General features: G+C 42.0%; 9 protein-coding genes. 7 read left to right on the top strand and 2 right to left on the bottom strand.

Annotated features, from left to right (window positions below):
- Nucleotides 1-184: 184 nt before the first annotated feature.
- Together EOD41_RS14330 and EOD41_RS14335 are read right to left on the bottom strand one after the other, a co-directional pair.
- A complete protein-coding gene (locus tag EOD41_RS14330) occupies nucleotides 185-829 on the bottom strand; it encodes a response regulator (protein WP_127706096.1) in 645 nt (214 codons plus the stop codon).
- Between the two features lie 74 nt (nucleotides 830-903).
- Complete coding sequence (locus EOD41_RS14335; protein WP_127706098.1) at nucleotides 904-2,949, bottom strand: sensor histidine kinase; 2,046 nt, start codon at nucleotides 2,947-2,949, stop codon at nucleotides 904-906.
- A gap of 433 nt (nucleotides 2,950-3,382) precedes the next feature.
- Between EOD41_RS14335 and EOD41_RS14340 the strand changes: the two genes are divergently transcribed.
- From EOD41_RS14340 to EOD41_RS14370, 7 genes are all read left to right on the top strand, one after another.
- Complete coding sequence (locus EOD41_RS14340; protein WP_127706100.1) at nucleotides 3,383-5,950, top strand: kelch repeat-containing protein; 2,568 nt, start codon at nucleotides 3,383-3,385, stop codon at nucleotides 5,948-5,950.
- A 202-nt stretch (nucleotides 5,951-6,152) separates the two neighbouring features.
- The gene (locus tag EOD41_RS14345) at nucleotides 6,153-7,430 is read left to right on the top strand and encodes a glycoside hydrolase family 71/99-like protein (RefSeq protein WP_127706102.1); all 1,278 of its coding nucleotides are present in this window, start codon (nucleotides 6,153-6,155) and stop codon (nucleotides 7,428-7,430) included.
- Nucleotides 7,431-7,720: 290 nt separating this feature from the next.
- On the top strand, nucleotides 7,721-10,861 hold the full coding sequence (locus EOD41_RS14350) for a SusC/RagA family TonB-linked outer membrane protein (protein ID WP_127706104.1): 3,141 nt from the start codon (nucleotides 7,721-7,723) through the stop codon (nucleotides 10,859-10,861).
- Nucleotides 10,862-10,872: 11 nt separating this feature from the next.
- On the top strand, nucleotides 10,873-12,720 hold the full coding sequence (locus EOD41_RS14355) for a RagB/SusD family nutrient uptake outer membrane protein (RefSeq protein WP_127706106.1): 1,848 nt from the start codon (nucleotides 10,873-10,875) through the stop codon (nucleotides 12,718-12,720).
- Nucleotides 12,721-12,738: 18 nt separating this feature from the next.
- Nucleotides 12,739-13,488, top strand: coding sequence for a DUF3823 domain-containing protein (locus EOD41_RS14360; protein ID WP_127706108.1), 750 nt, complete (start codon nucleotides 12,739-12,741; stop codon nucleotides 13,486-13,488).
- Between the two features lie 90 nt (nucleotides 13,489-13,578).
- Entirely contained in the window at nucleotides 13,579-14,913 is a 1,335-nt protein-coding gene (locus tag EOD41_RS14365; RefSeq protein WP_127706110.1) for a glycoside hydrolase family 71/99-like protein, read from the top strand.
- Nucleotides 14,914-14,993: 80 nt separating this feature from the next.
- The gene (locus tag EOD41_RS14370; RefSeq protein ID WP_127706112.1) at nucleotides 14,994-16,148 is read left to right on the top strand and encodes a hypothetical protein; all 1,155 of its coding nucleotides are present in this window, start codon (nucleotides 14,994-14,996) and stop codon (nucleotides 16,146-16,148) included.
- Nucleotides 16,149-16,210: the final 62 nt, after the last annotated feature.

Raw genomic sequence — 16,210 nt, forward strand, 5'->3', positions numbered from 1 at the left:
ATGTCTTGTGCCTGGCAATGTCCAGCTGATACAAATAAAAGAATAAGTATAAACAATAGTTTACAAGGGATAAGGCGCATATGTATTTAATTAGGATTCGGCTTACAAAATACAAACTGCCACAGGTATTAAACAATACTTACTTTGCGGTATTTTACAGGGTTGAAGGCTGAAAAAGAAAAGGTTATATAATGCCTTGCTGGCGGGCGAAGTTCAATAGGGATCCGGTGTTTTTTACTTCGAGCTTAAGCAGTATGTTGCGCCGATGGGTGGTAACGGTATTTTCGGCTATAAACAGTTTTTCGCCAATTTCATTGCTGGTAAGGCCTTGGGCAATCAGTTTGATGATTTCTATCTCGCGGCGGGTAAGCTGGTATTTCTTTTTGAAATCGTCGGTGAATACCGATTTCTCTGCATCGTCTGCGGCTTCGCTTATACCGCTTTCAGGGAACCATGTGCCATCACCTGCTACTGCTTCAATAGCATTAAGCAGTTCGGTTTTAGAGCCGTTTTTTAACAGGTATCCTTTAGCGCCTTTTTTACGTGCATCGTTTATAAAATACGACTGATGATAGCTTGACAAGACGATAACTTTGAGGCGCGAATGGTCTTTTTGCAGAGCGTCAAGAGTGGCCATGCCATCCATTTTGGGCATGTTCAGGTCGAGCAGTAAAATATCAGGCTGCAGAAGGTGTACTTCCTGCAATAATATCTGGCTGTTGTTAGCCGTGCCAACAATCTCAATACCGGATACGGTGCTAAAAAAAGCCGATAGCCCGTCAATAAGTATCTGGTGATCATCAACTATGTATAAGCGCAGAGGTTCCAATCAGTAGTGCTTTTGCGCCTCAATATACGGCAATTTTACATCCTTCAAAAACTTCTGCGTTTAAATAGATAGCTTTAAATTTTAAGGTCGATTACAAACGTTGATCCCCCACCGTTACGGGTATCAATAGTAAGGCTGCCGCCATAATACTCAGCACGTTTACGCATCATTACAAGGCCGGCGCCGGTTAGCTTTTCTTCGGATATTACTCCAACACCGTCATCCTCAAAAATTATGTTTAGGCTGTCGGTGTGCTGCGCTACCTGTAAAAAGGCATGGCGCGCGTGGGCGTGTTTCAGCATGTTTTGAAAAAGTTCCTGCACCATGCGGTAGATGTTAATCTGCATATCATCAGGCAGGGCAGCGCTGTTTACATTCACAAATAGGGTTTCAACCCCAACCATACCAGTCTGGTTTATCTCTTTAGCAATTTCGTTGATGGCCGCTTCAAGCCCCATCTGCTTTAGGCCCAATGGCATAAGCCGATGGCTCATGTCGCGGATGGTTTGTGTGAGCCGTGCAAGTATGTCTGCTGCCACTCTGATTTGTTTGCCGTTTGCTGGTGTAGCCTGCCTTTCATCGGCCGACAGGTTAAGCCGCGCCACGGCCAGCATGGCTGCAACTTCACTGTGCAACGTTTCGGCTATGGCGGCGCGTTCTTCTTCCTGCGCTTTGGTAAGCGCTTTTGCCAATATAGCTTTGTGCTCATGTTCAAGCCGCAGCTTTTCGGCTTCGTGTGTTTTTCGGGCCTGTTTGCGGCGCCAGTTCATTAACAATATTATGCCCGCCGTTACTACAATAATAAGCGCAAGTATCAGTATATATAAAACATATTGCTGCCGCTGTTTCGCATGGATTATCGCCTGCAGTTGCTGCCGCTGTTTAAGCAGGGCGTTGTCCTGTTTTTCTTTAAGCACCTGGTACTGATATTCCAGTTCGCGTGTTGCCACTGATAAGCGGTTCTGATAAGCGGTATCTTGCTTTATCAATGGCGAAGTGTTGCCGCTTTTATATGCCGCTAAAGTTTGTCGGTAAAGCTTACCGGTTGGTGTCTGCAGCAATCCACCGGTAAGCTCCTTTTTTAATAGGTCGAAATAATATGAAGCTCTGTATGGCGCCGTTTTAACATACAAATTAGCCAGCCTGATCATGCCTTCAATGTTCGTTTGTGTAGGGCCATGTTGCTCGTAATCGGTAACAAGTTGGATGTATGCAGCTTCTGCATCTTTATTGATGCCGAGATATTCTTTGTATAAACCGGTGGCCAATAGACTTTCATTTTGTAACTCTTTGCCGGTTACCATATTGTTCAGCTTTTTAAGCCGGCTATAGTATTCTGTCAGTTTGCCAAATCTGCCTGCTTTTACCGAGTAAATAATAAGGCGGCTATACAGCTGTTTTGTTTGGGCAGCGGTAAAGCCGGTGTCTGATATAAGCGCATCAAGTACTTCAAACGCTTTGTTAGTATCTCCTGCCTGCAGAAAGCTTTCGGCGAATAGGTTGTTAACTCTATATAAGGGCTGGGCACCCGCTTTCCGGGCCATGTTTGCAGCGCCGTTGTAATCAAGCTGCAGCGCTTTATTATCGTTAAGCAATGCATTGGCTTGTGCGCGTGCGTGTATTGTAGATAGCCATTCATCTGAGAAGGTCACCCTGTCGCGTCCTCCCAATGCCGATTGTCTTAACAGGTTTGTGCCACGGTTTTTGTTGCCTGCCCTGATGTACAATGCCGCCAGTAGCGCCTGCGAATTGCTCACAGTACTTTCATTGTCGATATAACTTAATAACCCGACTGCTTTATTTATCTCAGTAATGGCAGCAATCGTGTCGGCGGCGTGAAGGTTTAATTCTGCTTTAATAATATACACTTTAGCCAGCATGGCAAATTGTTTATCCTGAACTGCCAATTGTTCTATCCATAAAAGCGATATATTAAATTGCCTTGTCTGCTTAAAAAAAGGCTCGTGTGCAATGCTAAATAAACTGTCGATGCGTTGCTGTGTATGCGGCGTTAACTGAGCAATGCAGTTTATACATACGCCAAGGCTAAACAATAAGAACAATTGTAAACGTCGCATCAAGTGGGTAAGGATATAATGCAGGTTACCTAATAATAGCATGATAAAGCTATGTTTATAAACCGGTTATTAAAATACCAACTTTTAAGTATTTATTTGCAGAGAATAGGTGTGCCTTAATACAGTGGTTGTGATAATGCATTAAGGCGTTATTAATTATTTATTAATGGCTTAGTGTTGATTTGTAGCTTGATTACATATCATAAACCAATTTTAATACAAATAAAATTTTAACTTAGTTTAGCACGATGCATATTGTGATAACAGTATGTTTAACATTTAAAAACAGCAATAAGGCTTAATAATTGGCTTTTTAACAATACATGTTTTGTAAACATAAATTGTTAAGATAGCAGACATTACGCTAAATTTGTTGCTGTTATAAATCTAATTCGGGCATACTTTACATGGGGCTTGTTTTGCTGGCATGTTTGCTGCCATAGGGCGGGTTTATTTGGTAACCGTTAACTTACTGATGAGATTGAGGCAATTTTTACTTTTTTTATATACGATACTTTCAAGTTGTTTTTTTTCAGAGACTGTTTGCGCACAATCTTACGGACTTGGTTTTTTCTCGCACGAAACAGTTCAGGATAAACGCACCGGGCTTGATCTTAGTCCGGCAAAGCCTTTGTGCTTTAAAGATAACTTTGAGCTGTCATTTGATTTTGCCTTTCTTCCCAACCGCGAAAACTATTTCGGCTACATTGTAAGATTAATTAATAACGACAAGCAAAACATTGACCTGCTATATGACAGGCGAACAGATAATAAACACTTCCGACTGATTATAGGCGATCAGTTTTCTAAAATATCTTTTAATCTTGATGAAAAGAAACTGCTTACCGACTGGACAAAATTTACATTCCGGTTTGATGTGCGCAAACAACAGCTTACCCTTATAGTAGGTAATTCATCGTTTACCCAGCCGGTAAAATTCAGCGATAATAATTGCTTCAAGGTGTTGTTCGGTTCTAATGACTACCTTGACTTTAAAACCAATGATGTGCCGCCCATGAAGCTGCGCAATATCTTGATAAAAGAAGGGCAGCGCGTTACTTACAACTGGTTGCTTGATGAATTAGACGGGAATGATGCTAAAGAGGAAATAAACGGCAACACCGCAAAAGTTGTTAACCCATTATGGATAAAAAAGCTGCATTGCAATTGGCAGCAACTGCAATCGTTTAACATTAAGGGCGCGGTAAGCGTGGCGTTTGATCCGGAAAAAGAAGTGGTTTATATTACCGGTAGTGATTCGGTGATCAGCTATTCGGTGCCTTCTTCAAAGTCGGTATCACAAGGTTATACATCGGGTAAACAGTTTTTAATAAGAGGCAACCAATCTTATTACAGTACCGACCTGAACAGGCTGTTCAATATTAATGTCGATCAAAAACAGGTAGCGTTTTATAATTTCAACACGTCAAGCTGGGATATTAAGCATAACAGCTCGGCGTTTGAAACCAACTACTGGCACATTAATAAATTTTACTCACCGGCCGATTCATCATTGTACATGATAGGCGGTTACGGGCAGTTTTCCTATAAAAATGATGTGCAGCGATATAATCTCAGTACTAAAAGCTGGGAAAAAATAAAAGTTGGTGGTGAAACCCTGGTGCCTCGATACCTTGCCTCACTTGGCGCAACAAAAAGTGGCGCTTATATTTTGGGTGGGTATGGTAGTACCACCGGTCAGCAAATTTTGAATCCGCGGAATTTATATGATCTGATCTATTTCGACGTAAAATCGAAAACATTTAAAAAAATATACGAGCTGAATATCAAAGGTGAGGATTTCGTTTTTGCCAATTCAATGGTGATCAATCAAAAGAACGACTCCTATTACGCCCTGATTTTCCCAAAACATAAATATAATTCAAGGTTACAGCTGATATCCGGTTCGCTTAACAAAGCAACTTTTACCAACTTGGGTAACAGCATACCTTACACCTTTCATGATATTAGCTCGTACGCCGACTTGTTTTACTGCCCGCAAAGCAAACGCTTTATAGCGGTAACCCTGCTGCTTGATGATAAAGGTCGACAAACCCGTGTAAACCTGTATTCGCTTTACGGTCCGCCTATTGCCGCGCGTGATACCGATGTTTTGGCCAAAGCCGGCGGAGAAAATGATTATATATGGTATATCATAGCAGGTGTAGTGGTTGCGGCTTTAGGAGTTGTTTGGTATAAACGAAGCAAGCGTAGTAACGTACTAAACCAGGCAGTAGCACCCATCGTTACAACTGTTACCGAAACACCCGGTGAAAACAGCACTACGGCAATGGATGATATTCCGGCTGAACCTGAAGTCATTAAAAATTCGATATTTCTTTTTGGCGATCTGCAGCTGTTTGATAATGAAGGTGCTGACATCACTAAAAATCTTACTCCTCTCACTAAGGAGCTGTTTCTCATCATATTATTATATACCATACGCTGGGGTAGGGGTATTACATCTGAAAAGCTTAAGGAAATACTTTGGTTTGATAAAACTGCCGAGAGCGCCCGTAATAACCGCTCGGTAAACATAGCTAAACTGAAAAACGTGCTCGACAGGTTATCATCCTGCCAGATAGTTAAGGAAAGCGGCCACTGGAAGATAGATATGAATCCTCAGCATGTTTATGTGGATTATAAAAAGTATCTTGACATTGTGAACGACAAGCGCAAGCTTGATAAACAGAAAATATCTGATCTGGCCAAAATTATTCAGCGTGGCAATTTCCTGGCCGATGTAGAATACGAGTGGCTGGATACCTTTAAGTCGGAAATATCCAATGAGATTATTGATACCTACCTTCATTTTGCCGGCTCAGTTAATATTAATGACGATCCTGAGTTTTTGATAAAACTGGCCAACTATATCTTCTACTTCGACCCGGTGAATGAAGAAGCGATGGTGCTTAAATGCAAATCACTCATCAGCCTGGGCAAACACTCGCTGGCCAAAAACGCGTACGATTCTTTTTGCCGTGAATACAAGATTATTTACGGTGAAAATTTCGAGAAAAATTTTAACGCCGTTTTGGAATAATTACACTTCCTCTTACTATAAAAATGCATTTTGATCTAAATTAATGCGGTTTAAACGGCCTTGTTAATGGGTTTGTTAAGCAATTATTAATGCCTGCATGACAATTTTGATTGAATTATAAACCCGCGTACATGCTTTGCAGATGACTTTAAATAATAGCATCCTGTATATACATGATACGTATAAAAGCATTTAACCCGTGATGAGATCAAGATCTATTATTGCGCTATTGATTCTTTTTACCGTATGCTCGGCGGTAGCGTATGCACAATCCAGGCACAGTCAGCAAACACAGTATCCAACCTACAAAGGGCTTATAATGGCCGGCTACCAGGGCTGGTTCAGGGCCGAGGGTGATGGTACTTCCGCGAAACGTTACGCCTATGGTAACGAAAGCCGCAGCGGTATTGATATGTGGCCTGATGTGAGTGAGTACGAAAAAACCTATAATACCCCTTGGAAGCTAAGCAACGGCCAGCCGGCAAAATTTTTCAGTTCGCACGATAAAAGCGCCGTTGATCTACATTTTAAGTGGATGCAGCAATATGGTGTTGACGGCGTTTTTATGCAACGGTTTTTTAGCAACGCGCGCGATAAGGATAAAGAATCGCTTACAATACTAAAAAACGCTTTTGAAGCTGCATCAAAATATGAGCGTGCCATTGCTATAATGTATGACCTTTCCGGCTTGCGCGGCAGTAATGAAGATTGCTCGGTTATAATAAATGATTGGAAGAAACTCGTTGACAGCCTTAAGGTAACTAACCAGGCAGGTAAAAAAACATATCTGCACCATAAAGGCAAACCGGTAGTAGCTATTTGGGGTATAGGTTTCCCAGACAGGCCATATAACATCCGCAATATCGGGCTGGAAAGACTTCTGGACTTTTTTAAGAATGACCCTGTTTACGGCAACTGTACCATTATGCTGGGCGTACCTACCGCGTGGCGTACTTTAAATGCCGATTGCATAAACGACCCATACCTGCACCAGATAATTAAAAAAGGTGATATAGTTTTGCCATGGGCAGTACAACGCTACAGTCCGCTGCTGCATAATGACATGGACAGGCTGCGCGATAATACCATTGAAGACATAAAATGGTGCGCTGAAAATAACCTTGATTATGTACCATGCGTTTACCCGGGTTTCAGCTGGCACAACCTGAGTCGTTACGAGTTTCCGGATGATGTAAAGCCCGTTGGCTCGATACCCCGTCAGGGCGGCAGGTTTTACTGGCAGCAAATAGTTACTACTATCAACGCAGGAGCTTCAATGCTTTACGTGGCGATGTTTGATGAGGTGAATGAAGGCACCGCTATTTTTAAAGGAAGTGATAACCCACCGGTAAGCAATGTAACTTCATTTATCAACATGGATGGTAAACCTTCCGACCATTATTTGTGGCTGACAGGGGAAGCCACTAAAATGCTGCGTAACCAAAAGCCGCTGGAATTGAAGATACCGGAAAGGAAATAGAATAAAATCTGCAATCGATTGCAAAAAAAATAAAAAACCATGTTTTCAAGCGAGTTTAAAGCGGAAATTAATGTTTTGTTAATTAATTATTATTTGCCGCAAGCTTTAATTGTACAAAATTATGAACCCGCAGCACCAGTCGGCCCTCATTAAGCCAGGTGTTAATACAACAACCATTTAATATCATGTATAATTATAAGCTTAACCCACCGTAGGTGTGGCAGAACCATGAAGCATATTACCCGCAAGGGTTATAGAACAATTTAAACTTAAATCCAAAAGAGAACAATATGAAAAAACTTAGATACTTATTTATTTTATTTTTTCTTTACCCGCTCAGTTTGCTTGCCCAGCAAACAGTTACTATAAGCGGTAAAGTAACAGATAAAGCCGACGGTACAGGCCTTCCGGGCGCTACTGTATCAGCAGGCGGCATTTCGGTTGGTACCGACGCTAACGGCGATTATAAGATAATAGTTCCGCAAAGCGCTACCCAATTAACTTTTAAGTTTGTTGGTATGGCTGATGTTGTTGAACAAATTAACAATCGCAGCGTAATAAATGTTAGCTTATCAACCACACAGGCGCAACTACAGGAAGTGGTTGTAGTAGGCTACGGTACCCAAAAAAGGGAAACCATTACAGGTTCGGTATCCACGTTAAAAAGCAAAGATATCGTAGTAACCAAAAATGAAAGCGTTGTTAACTCATTAACGGGCAAAATTCCGGGTTTACGTATTCAACAACGTACGTCTGAGCCGGGTGGTTATGCAAATGCCTTTAACATACGTGGCTACCGCGGCGCGGATCCGTTGATAGTTATTGACGGTGTTATAGCAGATGGCGGTCAGGAAATATTAGGAAGGATGGATCCGAACGAGATTGAAAACATTTCGGTGCTAAAGGATGCTGCCGCTTCAATATATGGTATAAGGGCCTCGGGTGGTGTAATCCTAGTAACTACAAAAAAAGGCGATAAAAATAACAAATTTGATATCAGTTATTCTATCAATCAGTCGTGGCAGCAATTTTTAGGTATGCCGGAAGGTGTTGGCGCTATCGACTATATGATGCTTACCAATGAAAAACGTAAGCACAATTTCGATAATAACTTCCTCAGCGTTCAGCCGCCTACATTTAACTATTCAGATTTTGAGCCATTCCTTAACGGTACCAGGCAAACTTCTGACTGGACCGGTATTGCTTTCAGAGAATTTGCCGGACAGCAGCAACATAACCTGAATGTGAACGGTGGTACCGAAAAGATAAGTTATTTCTTCAACTTTGGTTATCAGAAACAGGATGGTGTATTCAAATCAGGCGATGTAAATTACAACAAATACAACTTCCGTTCAAACGTAACGGTTGACATTGTTAAAGGTTTAAAAGCGCAAGTACTGGCATCAGGCTGGTTAGATAAGAAATACACTCCGTTTCAAAGTCAGTGGACTGTTTACAAATATGCCTGGAACACCATTCCACGTAATCCGATATTTGCAAACGATAACCCGCTTTACCCGGCTGTAATTAAAGATAACGTTAACCCTGCTGTTGTTACCGACGCCGAAAAAGGTGGTTGGAGAGATTACAGGAAGAACAACTTTACCGGCCAGCTTAATCTCCAATACGAAATTCCTGGTGTAAAGGGCTTAACAGCAAAGGCCTTGTATAACTACAGCTATGGTACCGATAATTTTACAGACAACCAAAGGGCATATGAGTTATATACATATGAACCTGAAACTGATACTTATATTCCGCAAACTGTTTCAAGCCCGTCAAGAATAACCCGTACTTATCGTAATCGTATTTATGCTCAAAGCCAGTTATCGTTAAATTATGTGAATACATTTTTTGATGATCACAATGTTTCAGCAACGTTAGTATATGAGCAAAGCCATCAAACCGGCGATAACTTCTATGCTGCAAAAGATTTATTAATACCTTCTGACTATCTTTTTGGTGGCGTACGTAATACAAATATGTTAGGTGATATGGATCAAGGCGGTCTGTATGATGTAGGATTCAGAAGCGTGATAGGCAGAGTGAATTATGACTATAAAGGCAAATATCTAGCCGAATTCAGCTTCCGCCGCGATGGTTCCAACAAGTATATGCCTGGGCCAGACCAATGGGGGTTTTTCCCAGCGGTGTCTATAGGCTGGGTATTAACCAAAGAATCTTTTTTCCGTAATATAGTATCAGAAAATATACTTACAAGTTTAAAGGTAAGAGGTTCTTGGGGCGAAACCGGTGATGAACAAGGTAATGGTTTTAACTATATTAATGGTTACACTTATCCGGTTAACCAATATATATTCGGTAGTTCTGCTGTCAATGGTTCGGTTCAAAAACTAGGTAACCCAGGCTTAAGTTGGACGATTAATACAAAAAAGAACATTGGTTTAGACTATACTTTACTTAATGGCAAAATTGATGGTACTATAGAGGTTTTTAGAAGTGACCGTACAGGTTTACCCACCACACCGGCTATAGCATTGCCTGGAACTGTTGGGGCGCCTGTACCGCAGATTAATTATGAGGCTGACAGAGTACAAGGTTTAGATTTCAATATCTCTTATCGTAACAAGTTTGGCGATGTTGGCCTAAACGTTAGTGCAAACATTGGAACCACTCGTGCACAAAGAACCAAAATATTGCAGGGTCCACAAGGTAATGCTTACCAAAACTGGAGAAATAACCAGTTGGATCGTTATAGTAACATCTGGTGGGGGCTTGAATATGCCGGACAGTTTACCAGTTATAACCAGATATATAATCATCCGGTAAACACAGGTGGTGGTAACCAGGGCGTTATACCTGGCGATTACTATTACCAGGATTGGAACGAAGATGGGGTTATTGACGGTAAAGACGAACGTCCTATAGCTACATATGATATACCGTTGTATAACTATGGTGCAAACATAAGTGTCAACTATAAAAATTTTGACATGACTGTATTATTACAGGGTGCGGCAGGCGTGTATGTGCAATACGGTGAGCAATTTGCATCGCCGCTAATGTATGATGGTAGCGCGTTAACCCGTTTCCTTGATAGTTGGCACACTGTAGATCCTGAAGCAAATATTTACGATCCAAATACACAGTGGGTACCAGGCTTTTATCCCGCCATGGGCTCGCCTGATGCAAGAGGAACAAAGGCAGTTCAAAATGCAAGCTATTTGCGTATCAAAACACTTGAGTTCGGATATAGCCTGCCTACTTCTTTCCTGCAAAAAATCGGTGTTAAAAGGTTTAGGGTATATGCAAACAGCTATAACTTCTTAACTTTTACCGGATTGAAAAACTATGATCCGGAACACCAGGGACCAGGACCAAATGATAACGGCTTTGGAGACGTAGCCTTAGGAGGGTACACTTATCCTATGAATAGAACTTTTAGTGTAGGTGCTAACATTTCCTTTTAATTTATTAAAATATGAAAAGTATACATAAAATAATTATAGCGGTAGCAATAAGTATCGGGGCATCAGTAACATCATGCCAGCGCCTTGATATACCGCCAACAAATATTGTAGGTGCTGATGTAATCTTTGGTAGCGAAGCAGGGGTTACCTCGTATGTAGCTAATCTTTACCGCGCACTGCCAATTGAGGATTTTAAATACAGGCCCGATGGAAATGGCGGCGACAACAACAACCCTCCGGGTTTTAAAAGAGGTGGTAATGATTGGGAAAACTTCTACAACTCGGCTTCGGCGATAGGTGAAGAGGTTGGTCCTTATGGTGGCTTTGACATAGGCGGAGGTTTTGGTTATTGGCCATATAATGATATTCGTGCTGTCAATATCCTGATTGAAGAACTGCCAAAGCACGTTACAGAATTAACACAACCAAGAGTTGACCAGTTGTTGGCCGAAGGACATTTTATCAGGGCTTATTTTTATTATGGTATGGCAAAACGCTATGGTGGCGTGCCTATTATTACCGTTCCTCAGGATCCGGCTTCACCGGTAAGCGAACTTCAGGTTCACCGTAATAAAGAAGAGGAAGTTTGGGATTTTATCAGCTCGGAACTTGATTTGGCTATAACCGGCATGTCTGAAACCAGCGAAAAAGGCCGCGCTAACAAGTATGTAGCCGCCGCTTTAAAATCAAGGGCTATGTTGTTTGCTGCATGTGTGGCTAAATATGGCTCTGAAAATTTTGTTGAAGGCCCTGCACGGTCACAAGGTTTTGTTGGTATACCTGCTGAAAAAGCACAGGAATATTTTCAACAAGCCTGGGACGCCGCAAAATTACTGGAAGGCAAGTTTGATCTTTACAACGCTAACCCTGATAAAGAGCAAAACTATGTTGATTTGTTCCTTAAATATGATGGCAATCCGGAGGTTATTTTTGTTAAACAATACTCGGTTGCTATTGGTACCGCACATAGTTGGGATGCTACCATGTCTCCGCGTTACTTTACCGCCAACGCGTTATCACGTTCATATCCAACCTTGGAAACTGTTGAGCGCTGGGGCGCTTTAAACGTAACCAATCCTGACGGCACACCAAAACGCTATAGCACACGTGCCGAAGTACAGGCAGGCCTTGAGCCAAGGTTGCTGGCAAGTATCTACTTCCCCGGGGATGTATTGCGCGGTAAAGAGTTTGATATGCAGCGCGGTATTTATCCGTCATTCAGCGGTACTGCTGCTAACGAGGTTGCCAAGCCCGCTAACACACGCAGCTATGTATTAGCTGGTGGTACCGATGTTTTGTACAATGGAAAACAAGTAATAGGTTTCACCGGTCCATTTACAGGTGGCGATGAGCTTACCCGTACCGGTTTCTATGTACGTAAGTATGTTGATTATAACAAAGCACAGGCAGCGGTTGATCTTAACAGGAGCGAGCAGCCATGGTATGATTTCCGTTATGGTGAAATCTTGCTTAACCGTGCTGAGGCCGCTATTGAACTGGGTAATACAAGCGACGCTTTAGAGTGTGTAAACAAGATCAGGTCAAGAGCAGGCGCATCAACACTTGGTTCAGTTGACCGTGACGCTGTACGTTTGGAAAGAACTAAAGAGCTGGTTTTCGAAAATCAATACTACTGGGACTTAAAACGCTGGAGAACTGCCGACGTAGTGTTGAACAACGCAAGGTTTAAAGGTTTAATGCCATACTACGTATTCAATGAAGATAAGTTCATCTTCCTGAAAGAACCTGAATTGTTTCAGCGTAACTATAACTTTGATAAGAGGTTTTATTATGAGCCAATTCCGGGCGGACAGTTAGCACTGAACCCTAACCTTTATCCTAACAACCCTAATTATTAATAATATAATTTTTAAGAGATGAAAAAACAGATAAGCAGATTATTATTGTTAGGCATAAGTGTACTGGCTGTATCTGCCTGTACAAAAACAGATAATTACGAAGGGCCAAACGCATCGTTTGAAGGCCGCATTATAGACGCTACCACGGGTGAAAACCTTCAAAGCGAAACAGGAAGTACACAAATACGGCTTGAACAGCAGGATTGGGAAACTACAGCGTCACCGCAAACCATCCCAAGCAAATACGATGGTACTTTTAAAGATACCAAGCTGTTTAAAGGCAAATACAAGGTAGTGCCTACCAATGGTGGTTTCTGGCCGGTTTATGATACCGCAACAGTAGATATCGGCAGTAACACCCAGCATAATTTTGAGGTTACACCTTACGCCAAAATTACAAACTTCAGTTCTGAACTTGTTGATGGTAACACTCTAAGATTAACATTTACAATAGATCCGCCGGTTACCGCCGGCTTGCCAACCCTGCGTACTATACAGCCATTGGTAAATATTACCAGTATGGTTGGTACAGGTGCAACTATTCGCGATTACTCGGTTACTGAAAGGTTGAATATGAATGGTAAGGCATTTGCCGAATTGCCGGATGTTTCAACGGATGTAGATGTAGCCGGTAAAACCATGACACTGGAAGTACCTAACCTGAAACGCGGTACCAAGTTTTATGTAAGGGTAGGCGTTCAGTGGAATGACAGTTTTGCTTCGTGGAACCTGTCGAACATATTGGAAGTACAGGTACCTAACGAATAATTATTACCGGTTATAAATGCCAAAACTTTACCCGGGAATTATTATGCTATAGTAAAATAGTTCCCGGGATAGTCTAACTGAAATATATTGATGAAAAAGCTTACGATATTATTTTTCTCCTTCTTTGCAGCAGTTGCTGTTGTTTCATGCGGAAGCAAAAAAAATGACCCGGCCCCCGGGCCTGATGATGAAAAGCCGGTAGTGACAAACCCGGGTAAAGTATATGATACTGTAGGCTTAAAATACAAATCATATACCGGGCTTGTAATGGCTGGTTATCAGGGATGGTTTGCAGCCGAAGGAGATGGTTCAGAACGCGGCTGGTACCATTACCAGGGTAACGGCGGATTTTATCCGGGCAATACCAATGTTGATTTCTGGCCTGATATCACCGAGTACACCAAAAAATATAAATCGCCATTCAAATTTGCCAATGGTGACGATGCTTATCTGTACAGTCCGTGGGACGAAGAAAGCGTTGACCTGCATTTCAAATGGATGAAAGACTATGGCCTTGATGGTGTACACATGCAACGTTTTGTGGGCGAAATAAAACCATCAAACGCAAAAGGAAAAAGGCATTTTAATAAGGTACTGGCCAATGCTTTAAAAGCCGCTAAAAAGTATGAAAGGGCCATAAGTGTAATGTATGACCTTAGCGGTAGCAACAGCGCCGATGTTGCCTACCTTGAACAGGACTGGAACGAATTGCAAACCATCTTTAAGCTGTTTGATAACAAAGAAAATCCAACCTATTTATACCATCGTGGCAAACCGCTGGTTACCATATGGGGCGTGGGCTTTAATGATAACAGAAACTATACTATTGAGGATGTTAGCAAACTGGTTGACAAGCTGAAAGGCCCCGACAATAAAGTTTCAATAATGCTTGGGGTACCGTTTTACTGGCGCACCTTTGGTAACGATACCGAGAAAGACCCTGCATTGCATGCATTGATAAAAAAGGTTGACATTATTATGCCATGGGCCGTAGGTCGCTTTAACTCAAGTGGATACACCGAGCAAAATGTACTTGCCGATATACAATGGTGCCATGCCAATAAGGTTGATTATGTGCCGCTGGTGTTTCCGGGTTTTACCTGGGGCAATATGCACAAAGATGCCAGCCTGTATTACCAGATACCCCGCCTGAAAGGCGACTTTTTATGGCAGCAGATATCAGGTGCAAAAGCCGTTGGCGCCAAATCATTGTACGTAGCCATGTTTGACGAGATTGATGAAGGTACGGCCATATTTAAAACCGCGCTTGAAAAAAATACGCCGCTTAACGGCGATGCAGGTTTGCGGTTTGTTGGAATTGAAAACGACCTGACGTCAGATTATTACCTGTGGCTAACTGGGCAGGGCGCAAAATGGTTTCATGGCGAGCCGGGATATTCAAGGTCAAAACCTGTACGAAAATAAATTATAAACGCCGATTCATTTATATCAATAAAAGAATTGCTGAGAGAACATAATTAATAACTTTTTAAACTTAAAAAGATATGAGAATTACAAAATTGATGATGGTACTATCCGTCTTCTCACTGTCATTAATGGTGGCAGGTTGTCAAAAAGAAAAATTTACTTCACGTGATACGAGTTCGTTAAAACCTCCTCCGCCGCCGGATGATCCGGACGAGCCGGAAGAACCTGTTGACCCGACCCTTGTGTTGTGGACAGGTGCAGACGCTGCCGATGGTTGGTCGACCGTTGGGGAAGTGAAAATTGAAACTGCAGGTAAAAAAGAAGGTACCGGCTTTATCCAGAATACCATAGCTAACGGCAGCGATTTTATGCAGTTTATATACAAACCGGCTGCCGCCTTTGATACAAAATTAACGCCTACAAATGGTCAGTTCACTTTTTGGTGGTACCTGTCTGATCCATCTTTGTTAAAAGCCGATGGCCAGATAGAGGTTAACAGCAGCGGTGACTTTGATAAAGAAGAGTACGGCTGGTCTATTGCAGCGCTGAAACCAACTCTTAAACCAGGTTGGAACGAAATCAAACTTAACTTTAGTCGTGCTGATAAAGCCGGCGGCGACTTTAATCCAAATGCGGTTAAACAATTCCGTGTGTTTTTCTGGACTGAAAGTACAGACCATGCCGAACTTGTTAGCGCTGTTGATGGCTTAATGTTCCGCCAAGCCCCACCTGCGCCTGCTGTTGTATTTAACAGTGTTGACGCTGCAGATGGCTGGGAAACTGTAGGATCACCAAACATTGTTACTGATGGTAAAAAAGAAGGTACAGGCTTTTTGCAAAACACCATTAAAAACGGAAGCGATTTTATGCAGTTTATCTATAAAAATGTTGATCATCCGGTTAACAGTACCTTCACTATTCAAGATGGTATGCTTACTTTCTGGTGGTATGTTGATGATCCTTCAATCATTAAAGCCGATGGCCAGATAGAACTGAACAGCAACGGCAACTTCGATAAGAATGAGATACACTGGAATGTTGCCGACATTATCCCAAAACTGAAGCCAGGTTGGAACGAACTTAAGCTTAAGTTTAGCGACGCGGTAGTAGAAGGTGGTGATATTGATCTTGCCTCTATCAAACAGTTCCGGATTTTCTTCTGGACTCAATCTGCTGATCATGCCGACCTGGTTACCGGTGTTGACGGTTTCAAATTTATCGAAGCACAATAAGCCCCTAATTCAATCTATATATGCAATGGCAGGATCAACCTGCCATTGCATTTTACAAACAC

It is taken from the genome of Mucilaginibacter limnophilus, from assembly GCF_004005815.1.
Classification (GTDB): Bacteria; Bacteroidota; Bacteroidia; order Sphingobacteriales; family Sphingobacteriaceae; genus Mucilaginibacter; species Mucilaginibacter limnophilus.

Excerpts from the sequence above, each read along its gene's own strand:
- EOD41_RS14350 (WP_127706104.1), top strand. The coding sequence starts at position 7,721 with ATGAAAAAACTTAGATACTTATTTATTTTATTTTTTCTTTACCCGCTC.
- EOD41_RS14355 (WP_127706106.1), top strand. The coding sequence starts at position 10,873 with ATGAAAAGTATACATAAAATAATTATAGCGGTAGCAATAAGTATCGGG.
- EOD41_RS14365 (WP_127706110.1), top strand. The coding sequence starts at position 13,579 with ATGAAAAAGCTTACGATATTATTTTTCTCCTTCTTTGCAGCAGTTGCT.
- EOD41_RS14360 (WP_127706108.1), top strand. The coding sequence starts at position 12,739 with ATGAAAAAACAGATAAGCAGATTATTATTGTTAGGCATAAGTGTACTG.
- EOD41_RS14345 (WP_127706102.1), top strand. The coding sequence starts at position 6,153 with ATGAGATCAAGATCTATTATTGCGCTATTGATTCTTTTTACCGTATGC.
- EOD41_RS14370 (WP_127706112.1), top strand. The coding sequence starts at position 14,994 with ATGAGAATTACAAAATTGATGATGGTACTATCCGTCTTCTCACTGTCA.
- EOD41_RS14335 (WP_127706098.1), bottom strand. The coding sequence starts at position 2,949 with ATGCTATTATTAGGTAACCTGCATTATATCCTTACCCACTTGATGCGA.
- EOD41_RS14340 (WP_127706100.1), top strand. The coding sequence starts at position 3,383 with ATGAGATTGAGGCAATTTTTACTTTTTTTATATACGATACTTTCAAGT.